This window comes from Pseudarthrobacter sp. 1C304 (genome assembly GCF_052245515.1).
Taxonomy (GTDB): Bacteria; Actinomycetota; Actinomycetes; order Actinomycetales; family Micrococcaceae; genus Arthrobacter.
Genome location: NZ_JBQQCH010000003.1, coordinates 397,122 through 407,387 on the forward strand (window position 1 = coordinate 397,122; position 10,266 = coordinate 407,387).

General features: G+C 66.0%; 9 protein-coding genes and 1 tRNA gene. 1 reads left to right on the forward strand and 9 read right to left on the reverse strand.

Annotated features, from left to right (window positions below; translation table 11 throughout):
- The first annotated feature begins 40 nt into the window (after positions 1 to 40).
- Positions 41 to 1,105 carry a D-2-hydroxyacid dehydrogenase gene (locus ACTWQD_RS09380; protein ID WP_443195864.1) on the forward strand — a complete coding sequence of 355 codons (1,065 nt, stop codon included), beginning with the start codon at positions 41 to 43 and terminating at the stop codon, positions 1,103 to 1,105.
- A 462-nt stretch (positions 1,106 to 1,567) separates the two neighbouring features.
- Here ACTWQD_RS09380 and ACTWQD_RS09385 read toward each other — a convergent pair whose 3' ends face one another.
- The 9 genes from ACTWQD_RS09385 to ACTWQD_RS09425 form a co-directional block, all read right to left on the reverse strand.
- Complete coding sequence (locus tag ACTWQD_RS09385; RefSeq protein WP_443195865.1) at positions 1,568 to 2,923, reverse strand: MFS transporter; 1,356 nt, start codon at positions 2,921 to 2,923, stop codon at positions 1,568 to 1,570.
- A gap of 160 nt (positions 2,924 to 3,083) precedes the next feature.
- Complete coding sequence (locus ACTWQD_RS09390; RefSeq protein ID WP_443195866.1) at positions 3,084 to 3,881, reverse strand: IclR family transcriptional regulator; 798 nt, start codon at positions 3,879 to 3,881, stop codon at positions 3,084 to 3,086.
- A gap of 192 nt (positions 3,882 to 4,073) precedes the next feature.
- A complete protein-coding gene (locus ACTWQD_RS09395; RefSeq protein WP_443195867.1) occupies positions 4,074 to 4,904 on the reverse strand; it encodes a fumarylacetoacetate hydrolase family protein in 831 nt (276 codons plus the stop codon).
- A 272-nt stretch (positions 4,905 to 5,176) separates the two neighbouring features.
- Positions 5,177 to 5,455, reverse strand: a complete 279-nt coding sequence (locus tag ACTWQD_RS09400; RefSeq protein ID WP_443195868.1) for a hypothetical protein — start codon at positions 5,453 to 5,455, stop codon at positions 5,177 to 5,179.
- Positions 5,456 to 5,596: 141 nt separating this feature from the next.
- A complete protein-coding gene (locus tag ACTWQD_RS09405) occupies positions 5,597 to 7,459 on the reverse strand; it encodes a DUF222 domain-containing protein (RefSeq protein WP_443195869.1) in 1,863 nt (620 codons plus the stop codon).
- A gap of 252 nt (positions 7,460 to 7,711) precedes the next feature.
- Positions 7,712 to 7,787, reverse strand: a tRNA-Val gene (locus ACTWQD_RS09410).
- Positions 7,788 to 7,888: 101 nt separating this feature from the next.
- Positions 7,889 to 8,782, reverse strand: coding sequence for an NAD-dependent protein deacetylase (locus tag ACTWQD_RS09415; RefSeq protein WP_443195870.1), 894 nt, complete (start codon positions 8,780 to 8,782; stop codon positions 7,889 to 7,891).
- A gap of 31 nt (positions 8,783 to 8,813) precedes the next feature.
- Positions 8,814 to 9,311: a peroxiredoxin gene (locus ACTWQD_RS09420; RefSeq protein WP_443195871.1), complete on the reverse strand. Its 498-nt coding sequence runs from the start codon at positions 9,309 to 9,311 to the stop codon at positions 8,814 to 8,816.
- On the reverse strand, positions 9,308 to 9,727 hold the full coding sequence (locus ACTWQD_RS09425; RefSeq protein ID WP_066437226.1) for a DUF3052 domain-containing protein: 420 nt from the start codon (positions 9,725 to 9,727) through the stop codon (positions 9,308 to 9,310). The genes ACTWQD_RS09420 and ACTWQD_RS09425 overlap by 4 nt, the downstream gene beginning before the upstream one ends.
- Positions 9,728 to 10,266 lie beyond the last annotated feature (539 nt).

The following is a 10,266-nucleotide window of genomic DNA, read 5'->3' on the forward strand; positions in this document are numbered from 1 at the left end:
AATTTCAACAATCTGTTCAATATCCTAGCCCCCATTCAGTATGATGAACACTATGACGACTCAAACCACCGTCGCGATCGCCGTCCCGCTCGAAGCAGAGTTTGTGGAGCGCATTCGCGCCGTAGATCCCTCCGTGACCGTCCTCTACGAGCCGGACCTGCTGCCTCCGGAGCGCTACCCCGCCGACCACGCCGGTGATCCCGCGTTCCGCCGGACGCCGGAACAGGAGGAGCGGTACTGGGACATGCTCAACAAGGCCCAGGTGCTGTACGGCTTCCCGAACGAGAGCCCCGCGGGCCTCGCCAGGATCGCCGAAAGCAGCGCGCACCTGGAGTGGATCCACGCCATGGCCGCCGGCGCCGGCGGTGCAGTGAAGGCTTCCGGGTTGGACGCACAGGCGCTGCAGAAACTCAAGGTGACCACCTCGGCCGGCGTCCACGCGCTGCCCCTCGCCGAGTTCGCCGCCCTCGGGATCCTGAACGGCTTCAAGCGCAGCGCCGAGCTGGCCCAGGACCAGGCGGCCCGGAACTGGCCGGAAATCCGCACCCCCACGCGCCTGGTCAACGGCTCACACCTCGTGATCACCGGGCTGGGCGAGATCGGCGTCGAGACGGCGCGGATCGCCCGCGCCCTCGGCATGAGCGTCAGCGGCACCAAGAGGACGGTGGAGCCCCTCGACGGAATCCAGGAGGTCACGGACAACCACGGCCTCCCGGGCCTGCTCGCCACGGCGGATGCGGTGGTGAACACGCTTCCGGGGACGCCGTCCACCGAGAAGCTTTTCAACCGCGACGTGTTCGCGGCCATGAAGCCGGGAACGGTGTTCGTGAATGTGGGCCGCGGCACCGTTGTGGACGAGGAAGCGCTGCTGGAGGCGCTCGGGAACGGCCAGGTGTCCTATGCGTGCCTCGACGTTTTCGCCGTCGAACCGCTGCCGGCGGACAGCCCGCTGTGGAGCCACCCGAAGGTCATGGTGTCGCCGCACACCTCGGCCCTCAGCGCGGCGGAGAACCGGCTGATCGCCGAGCGCTTCTGCAGCAACCTGCGGACGTTCCTCGACGGCGGCGAACTCCCCCACCTGGTGGACACGGTCCACTTCTACTAGGCCGCCCCGGGGCCCGCAGCCCTGGTGCAGCGGACAAAGAATCGGCCCTTCCGGCATCGGAGGGGCCGATTTTTTGTGGGCGGGGTGCGGAAGGACTCACGCCGCGTCGCCTGCCCCCTGCCCCTTGCCCCTTGCCGGCGACGCGTCCCGCGCCCGGCCTGCGCTGAGTTTCCGTCCCGGCGACCCACGTCGTGCCCGACGACGCGCATCCTGCCCAGCGCGCCGGTACTCCCGCATCGCACAGACCTTGCCGCGTCATAAGGCACTTTGCGCGTCGCCACACCCCACCAATGCCCGCGATCACTATCCCGCGCTGCGGTTGCTGACCGGCGCCGCACATCCCGGTGCCGGACGCCCCTGCACACCCCAAAACGCCCCGGAACAACAGAAGACCGTGGCCCCTTCCTGGTCGGAAGGGGCCACGGCCTTGCCGGGCTGTCAGCGGCCTGACGTGCCAGGCGGCTAGCTGGCGTCCTCGATGAGGAGGAGGTCGCGTCCCACAGTCTCGGGCGTGAAGAACGTCGTGACAAAGGAGATCAGAGCCAGCACCAGCGAGTAGATGCCAAGCACCAGCCAGGAGTGGCCGGTCACCGCCAGGAGCGCCGCACCCACCAGCGGAACGAGCCCGCCAGCCATCACGGCAGAGATCTCGCGGCTCATGGCTACGCCGGTGAAGCGGTACCGCGACCCAAAGAGCTCGGGCAGGAGCGGGCACTGCGGGCCGAGCATGGACTGGACGCCCAGGGCAATGCCCACAACCATCACGACCCACACCAGGGTGACGTTGCCCAGAGTTACGAGGTAGAACGCCGGCAAAGCGATGAGCGCCTGGAACAGCGCCCCATAGCGGTAGACAGGCACCCGGCCGAACCGGTCAGACAGCGCACCGAACGTCACGACCATCACGGCGGCGAAACCGGCCGCAATGAGCAGGCCCACCGGGCCGATGAACTTGTCCCCCGGGAACACCCCATCCTTGGCTGCCAGGAAGGCAATGAGGAGGGCCGAGTAGATGGAGGAGTTGCCGTTTTCACCCATGCGCAGGCCGATGCCGATCAGGGTGTTTTTCTTGGAGTGCTTCCAGAGCTGGCCAATGGGGTTCTTGGCGACGTTCTTGTGCTTCTCGAGTTCCTGGAAGACAGGGGTTTCCTTCAGCCGCAGCCGGATGAAGACGGCCACCGCGATCAGGAGCACGCTGGCCAGGAACGGCACCCGCCACAGCCAGCCCTCCAGCGTGGCCTTGTCCGCCATGGCAATAAGCGCAAAGGTTCCGGCACCAAGCAGTGTGCCCAGCTGGATACCGACGAAGGGAAGCGCAGCGAAGAATCCGCGACGGCGGCGCGGCGCCACTTCGGAAATCAGCGTGGTGGCGCCGGCCTGCTCTGCGCCCGCGCCCAGGCCCTGGAGGATGCGCAGGGTGACCAGAAGGACGGCTCCCACCATCCCCGCCTGTTCAAAGGTGGGCAGCAGGCCGATGGCGAAGCTGGCCGTACCCATCAGGCCAATGGTGAGGATGAGGACCATCTTGCGGCCGAACCTGTCGCCGATGTAGCCAAAGAGCATTCCGCCGAAGGGACGGGCCGCGAATCCGACGCCGTAGGTGGCGAAGGATGCGATCAGTGCGCCGTCGTCGCCAAGCGGCTTGAAGAACAGCGGCCCGAAGATCAGGGCCGAGGCCAGGCCATAGATGTAAAAGTCGTAGTACTCCAGTGCCGAGCCGACGGAGCTGGCAAGAGTTGCCCTCCGCAGCTGGTCCGGTTCGACGACGGCGCCGTCAGCTTCAGCAAGCTGTGTAGTGGTACTGGTAGACACAAGCACTCCCTCAAGGACACCCCAGACCCCCGTTGGCCTGGTGGGTGCGAACAACCCCGGAGGGGATGATCACCATGTTGAACAGCGTACAACATAGTGATCACCTAGCCAATGTGTCATCTGATTTATTTTTTGTTCCCCTGATTTGCCGGGCAAAGGTGTCCTTTTAGCCCATGGGATTGCCCAGAGACCGGGCCAGCTCCTTGAGTTCTTTGACCATCTGCGCGCCCTGGTCTTCGGAATAGGTGGCCTTCAGCGCGGTCACGGAGAGGCCCAGGCTCGGGCCGTGGGCACCCCGTGTCGGGACTGAGACGGCAAGGCAGACGACGCCCGTTGTCGATTCCTCGTCCTCGAAGGCGTAGCCCTGTTCCCGGATGACCTCGAGCTGCGCCTTGAGTTCGGCCCCGGTCCGCAGAGATTTCGGCGTCAGGACGGGCAGCTCGGCGTCGTCCGGGAACATTTCCGCAACGTCATGGTCATGCAGGCGCGCGATCAGGGCTTTGCCCACGGCGCAGAGGGACACCGGCATCCTGTCGCCGATATTGGACGTCAGGCGCACGGCGGGGTGGCCCTCATAGCGGGCCAGGTAAATGACGTTCGTTCCGTCCAGCATGGCGATGCGGACCGTTTCGCCGGACAGCGTCGGCGCCTGTTCGCAGAACCGGTAAAACTCCTGGACCTCGTCGAGGCGGCTGAGGTAGGCCGCGCCAAGCTCGACCAATTTGCGTCCCAGTGTGAACTCCGCACCCTGGCGGTTGATTAGCCGGGCTTCCTCAAGCGCAAGGAGGAGATTCGACGTCGACGATTTGGGGATGCCCAGCTCCCGCGCGAGATCACTGAGCGTCAGGCGCCCGGTCGCGGACGCCGCCAACGCCTCCAGCACGGCCGCCGCGCGGGTAACTGCCGGCGCGGGCGATGCGCTCCCCAGCCCATCGGAGGTTCGGGAAACTCGGGAATCGGCCATGATTCTCCTTCAAATATCGCGTGTGGATCGCAGGCGCCAGCAATGGTGTCCATTCAGCTGAACAGTAACCATCATAATGTCTGGATCAACTGAGCCCCCACACCCGACGGCGGCCGGCCCCGGCGGTGGCCGAATTGCGGAGACGTTGGCCCCGGGAACCATCCTTGGGCGGGACCCGAGCCGTGTTGGGAATCAGAGCCCTGCGACAACCGGATTCGTGAGTTCCCCGACGCCCGCAATCCGGCAGGTGACGGTGTCACCGGGAACGATGCGAGCGCATTCGGCCGGGAATCCGGTGAGCACCAGGTCGCCGGGATGAAGGGTCATAAAAGAAGTCAGGTAGACCAGGATTTCGTCCACCCCCCAGCCCAGATCGGCCGTAGTGGCCGGCCTAAGGTCCACGCCGTTGTGCGTGATGCCGATGGCAAGGCCTGCGGCATCGAGGCCGGTGACGATCCATGGCCCCGCCGGCGTGAACGTGTCCTGGCTCTTGGCGCTGATCCAGAGCTGGTCGGTTTTCTGCAGATCCCTGGCAGAGACGTCGTTTCCGATGGTGTAACCGAGGATAGCGGTGTGCGCGTTGTCGAGGGTGAGTCCCCGAACCTTGCTCCCGATGACAACCGTCAGTTCCGCTTCCGGCTCGACGTGCCCCACGGCCGGTCCCAGTTCTATGGCATCGCCCGGACCCACCACGCTGGTTGCTGCCTTATGGAAGGCCTGGGGAGGGAGCTCGCGGCCTGCCTGCCCTGTGTTGTGGGCCATCCCCAGGATGTTGGCCGGTGTGCTGGGTGCCAGGAAAGTGAAGGAGCCTTCTTCAACCGTGATGCCCGGCTCCCAGCCTGGGCGGGGTACGCCGCCAGCGTTGGCCGGCGAATCCGGAAACGGCGAGCCGATCACGGTCCATGCCAGACCCGCCTCACTTCCGAAGTCCGGGGCATCGTTGGCGACGAAGTGGTACTCAGCCTCCGACATGGCGTCCAAGGGGCGGACCCGGGCAATCCGGCGGGTAGGTGCGGCATTCATCCACACATCCTAGGCCGGGGAGCCAACCAGCCATGCACAGAAGTGCTGGCATTGCGCCGCTAAGAGGCCGACGATTACGCCATCGAATGGGCATTTTTGCAGCTCGGAAACGCCCACCTCCTGTTTCTCATTTCCGAATCTTCACGGTATATTCATGTTTAAGCCTTCCACCGCGGCATCCCCCAATAGTCGCGGTGGAAGGCTTTTCCAATGCCCCGGCATTTCGGGACCGCCATACGGGCCAGGGCTCCGGTCGAAGCACCGGACCGTCTCTACGCGGCGTCCGCCACGACGTCCCGAAGCCGCCAGCCCCCACCGAGTCCGTCACGGATAATTTCCATGGTGGTGAGGGCGGAACCCACGTTGCGGCCCAGCCTCGCCTGCACCTGCCAAACCTCGACGTCGACGCGGCTCAGCCCCTTGGGCATCCGCCGCTCCGCCTCCCACCAACTCACCCGTTCGAACCAGCGGACCGGCTCGGCACCGACTGTCCATTCGCGGCCGCCGCGTACCACCGCTTGGGGCCTGCCATCCGGGCCCGATTTCACCATGACGTGTTCCATGCCAGCGACAGTACGACGAGGCTCCGACAATCTTCACCGGCCCTTGCACTGCCACAAGGCGGATGCCGCAGCGCTCATGCAGTGGCCACGACCGTTCTCGGCAGTCAGTTGAAGATCCAGCGACGGTGGTCACGCTGCGGTGTCGTGGTGGTCGGGGTGGAAGTAGTGGTTGCGGCGGGGTTCTTGGTGGGGGTCGATGTGGGGTGGCGGGATGAACCACGGGATGCCGGTGTGGAGTTGGATGGTCCATTGCTCTTTGTGGATCAGGTGGTGGTGGTGTGAGCAGAGCAGGACGCCGTTGTCGGTGCCGGTGGTGCCGCCGCGGGACCAGTAGGTGATGTGGTGGGCCTCGCACCAGGTGGCGGGGATGGTGCAGGAGGGAAAGGCGCAGCCCTGGTCGCGGGCGGTGAGGGCTTTACGGATGTGGGGCGGGAAGATCCGTGAGGTGCGGCCGATGTCGAGGATCCGGCCGTTTCCGCCGAGCAAGACCGGGATGATGTCCGCGTCGCAGGCGATTTTCCGGGCCGTGGAAGCGGTCACAGGCCCGGTGAACAGCATGGTCCCCGTGTTCCCCGCAGTACTCATGTCTACGGTGTTGAGGCGGGCGAGGAGGTCTTGGTAGTCGATGGTGACCATGACCTGGGGGCGGAGCCCTCCGGTGGCGGGCAGCCCGCCGGCGGCCAACGCGACTTTGCAGGCGCCGACGAGGCCATCGAGTAATCGTTGCGGACGGGTGCGGAGATCCAGCGGAACGCCCGGACCGGCACCGCCATCCTTGGCGCTGGCGTCCGCGGAGCTCGCGGGCCAGGCGGAGGCGGCTCCGACGGAGCCCGTTCCCGGGTGGGCTGGCGTGGTCTCCGCCGCTGCGGGGCCCGGTGCTGCCGCGTCGGTTGCCGTTCCCGCACCGGTGCTGGTGCGGGGGTTGGTGCCGGTGTTCATCACGGTGAGGAGCTGTTCGGCTTGGTCGGCGGTCGCGAAGATCTCCAGGTGGTGCAGGCCGTGGCGGGGTTTGCGGATGAACGCGCCCTGGAGCTGGCGCAGGAGTTCCTCGGACGGCTCGGCCCCGTCCTGATCCAGCGCATCAACCCACTTCCGGGCCACCCGGGCCAGGAAGTCCTGGTCGTTCTCGGCCGCGACACGGGTCAGGGCGTACTCCATCCCGTCCACGGCCTCCGGAGCGCAGACGTGCCGGACCCGGTCCAGCGCCAAAGTGATGATGGTCGCGGCCCGGGAACCGACCTCCCCGGACGCGACAGCGGCACCGAGTTCTCCGCGCACCGCAGGCAATACTTCACCCGTGAAGCCTTGCCGCGGCAGCAGCTCCCCGGCCAGCGCCAGCCGGCGGCGGGCCTCCGGGCCGCTGACCCGCAACCGCGCCCGCAGAAACTCCGTCGTGTTCCGGTACCCGTCATCCACTACCGCAGCAGCCGCCGCAGCAGCGGCACCCGCCACGCCCGCCACCACGGCACCCCGCGGCGGTACCGCAGCCGGGGTCCCGAAACTCGAATCATCACGCCAGCCGGCAGCATCGCCGGAAGGGACGGCCTGCGCGGCCCCGGCATCTGCAACACCACCCGGCGTGCCGTAACTCGAATCATCGCGCCAGCCGGCCGCAACACCGGAAGCTGGATCCGCAGTCGTGGGTGTGGTCCCGTTACTCGAATCATCGCGCCAGCCGGTGGTCCACGATGTATTGGCCTTCGCTGCGGCGGCCGCGGCCTGCTTCCTGGTTCGGTCCACGGCCCCGGCCGCGGCGATCTGCAGGTGCTCGATGTGCCGCGACGCCTCCTCCACCCGGCCGGCGATATCCGACGCCTCCTGGAACCCCCACACTGCGGAGTCCCCGGCCGCCCGCGACCCCGCATCCCGTAGGAGCGCCAGGGCCGCGTCCACAGCCTCCGCGACGCTCAAGCCGTCCGCACCGGAGTCCCCGGCCGGAACGATGCTCAAGTCCGAGTCTTCAACGGTGATGAAATCCTGGGAGGCTTTCATGCAACCATCCCACCAGAGACCACCGACATTTATGGTCCGTGCCGTGAGCGGCCGCGGACTAGGGAAAACTCAGCGGCTCTCGAAAGTCATTAGCGCGACGGACGTCAGATAGAGCCTGCCTGTCGTCGACAGAAAACGGGACAGCCCACACCATGCCACTCCGGGTGATAGAGGTGCCTGCCCGAAGCCGCCACACCACACAAAAGAACCCCGCCACTGCAGCCCTTGGGCCTGCTGTGACGGGGTTTCTCGTGGTGGGTCCTACCGGGATCGAACCGATGACATCCACGGTGTAAACGTGGCGCTCTACCAGCTGAGCTAAAGACCCAAACCGCTGCTTCTGCGCTTCCGCGCTTCAACCAACGAACAGTTACTGTACCGGATGAACAAGGCCCAGCGCCAATTGGCCGCGGGGCGGCAGTGTGCTGCTTACAGCGGCGGAAGTTCGGCAGCGAGCCAGGTCAGCGATTCGCTGACGCCGGCGTTGAGTTTGACGGTGGCAAGGTCATCCCCGCGGGTCTGGCCCCGGTTGATGATGACCACCGGCTTTCCCTGCTTCGCGGCGTGCCGGGCAAAGCGCAGGCCGCTCATGACGGTCAGCGAGGACCCGGCCACCAAGAGCGCGGCGGCCTCGTCCACCATGGCGTAGGAACGCTCCACCCGGTCCTTGGGGACGTTCTCGCCGAAGTAGACGAAGTCCGGTTTGAGCGTGCCGCCGCAGGCCGGGCAGTGCGCCACGACGAAACTCTCGATCAGCGCCGCGTCCTCGACCGTGGCATCCGCGTCCGGCGCCATTTCGACCGCTCCGGCGGCCAGGGCCTTGTCCAGAAACCCCGGGTTGAGTTCTTCCAGCACCCCGGCAAGCAGGGTGCGGCTGAAACGGCGGTGGCAGGCAAGGCACACCACCTGGTCAAAGCGTCCGTGCAGGTCAACAACGTTGACGCTTCCCGCGTCCTCGTGGAGACGGTCCACGTTCTGCGTGATGAGGCCCGTAAGCAGCCCACGGCGCTCAAGGCGGACGACGGCGACGTGGCCGTCGTTCGGATCCGCCCGCTTCAGATGGGACCAGCCGATGTGGTTGCGCGCCCAGTAACGGCGGCGGTTTTCCGCTGCGCCGATGAACTCCTGATAGGTCATGGGCGCACGGGGCGCCGCGCCCGGTCCCCGGTAGTCCGGGATGCCGGAATCAGTACTGAGGCCGGCCCCCGTCAGCAGCGCGAAGCGCTCCCCCGCGAGGATGCCATGGATCTCCTGCAGGACTTCGAGTTCGTCCCGGGCGGGTTCGCCCGCGGGGACCGGGGGCAGGCTGGCAAAACCAGTCATGCCGGTCCCGGGCCGCCGCGTCCTCACCGCGTCAATTCCTGCCGAGTCCCGCCAGGGCTTCGCGGTACTCGGTGAAGTCCCTGGCCTGGCCGCGGGGGTTCACCACCACGTATCGCACCACTCCGCCGGCGTCGATGATGAAGGTCCCCCGCTTCGCCATGCCGCTCCCGGCATCCAGAACCCCGTACTGCCCGGCGACGGCGCCATGCGGCCAGAAGTCGGCCAGCAGGTCGAAGGAGTAGCCTTCCTTCTCGGCGTAGGCCCGCTGGGCAAACTTGCTGTCCACCGAAATGCCAAGTACGACGGCGTCCGCGTCCTCGAACAGGGCCAGGTTGTCCCGGATTTCGCACAGCTCCCCCGTGCAGATGCCGGAGAAGGCGAACGGGAAGAACACCAGCACCACGTTCCGGCCCCGCAGCTCCGAAAGCCTCACGGGTTCGCCGAACTGGTTCAGCAGTTCGAAGTCGGGAGCTACCTCGCCGACGGCGGGAACGGCGTCGATGTCGACGACCGTTGCCGCTTGGGTCACTTGTTCTTCCGCGTGACGAGGCGGGTGGCGCTCCAGTCCTTGGAGACGCCGGCAGACGTGGTGTAGTGCAGGCCGGCAGTGGGCGCAGCGTCCTGGATGTCAGCCGGTGAGACGTAGCCGACCCGGCCGGACTTCGGGGTGAGTACCCAGACGACGCCGCCCTCGGTCAGGGTGGTGCGCGAGCCGACCAGGTTGTCCACCAGGTCGCCGTCGTCGGAGCGCCACCAAAGAATCACTGCATCGACTACTTCGTGGTCGTCCTCGTCGAAGAGTTCAGAGCCCGTGAGGTCTTCAATGTCGTCACGCAGGTCGAAGTCGACATCGTCGTCATAGCCGAATTCCTGAATCAGGTCCCCGGCTTTGAAACCCAGTTTTTCCGCCACATTTACCGAAGTGGCGGCGTCGGCCTCGCTCACGTGTTGCTCCTATGCTTGGTGTTTTCAATAGCGCTAGTGATTTCCATTACTCCAAGCCAACACCCTTTGCGCCCGCGCTTCAAGCTGTTGGCCCCGCGATCCGCCATATTCTGCGTCACACGCCGCGATCCGGGCACCGCCGGGCGGCACGTCGTCACACAACCAGTATGCCGGTCAAATACGACAGGGCCCCCACACGACGGCTACGCATCCCTGAGCTGTCAGAGCTAGAGTGGCTGGTGACGACTACGCCCGCGAGGGCGAATACCCGCTGACGAAGGCGGGATTAGTTGTGATTGGACCTTGCCCGGCGCACATGACCGGGCAGTTGTAACCGATACGTCGCACATGTCGCGTTCACGCCAGGCAGTCACCCTGCCGGAGCTGAGGGCGCCGATGAATGCGCTCAAAGAGAGGTTGGACGTGGCTGCAGGAGAAGAGACCTCCCATATCCTCAGCGGGTTGACTAACCAGCTGCCTGATCGTGATCCGGAAGAGACCGCCGAGTGGCTGGAGTCCCTGGATGCTTTGATTCAGGA

Coding starts and splice junctions, on each gene's coding strand:
- ACTWQD_RS09380 (WP_443195864.1), top strand. CDS start 41: ATGATGAACACTATGACGACTCAAACCACCGTCGCGATCGCCGTCCCG.
- ACTWQD_RS09390 (WP_443195866.1), bottom strand. CDS start 3,881: ATGGCCGATTCCCGAGTTTCCCGAACCTCCGATGGGCTGGGGAGCGCA.
- ACTWQD_RS09395 (WP_443195867.1), bottom strand. CDS start 4,904: ATGAATGCCGCACCTACCCGCCGGATTGCCCGGGTCCGCCCCTTGGAC.
- ACTWQD_RS09400 (WP_443195868.1), bottom strand. CDS start 5,455: ATGGTGAAATCGGGCCCGGATGGCAGGCCCCAAGCGGTGGTACGCGGC.
- ACTWQD_RS09405 (WP_443195869.1), bottom strand. CDS start 7,459: ATGAAAGCCTCCCAGGATTTCATCACCGTTGAAGACTCGGACTTGAGC.
- ACTWQD_RS09415 (WP_443195870.1), bottom strand. CDS start 8,782: ATGACTGGTTTTGCCAGCCTGCCCCCGGTCCCCGCGGGCGAACCCGCC.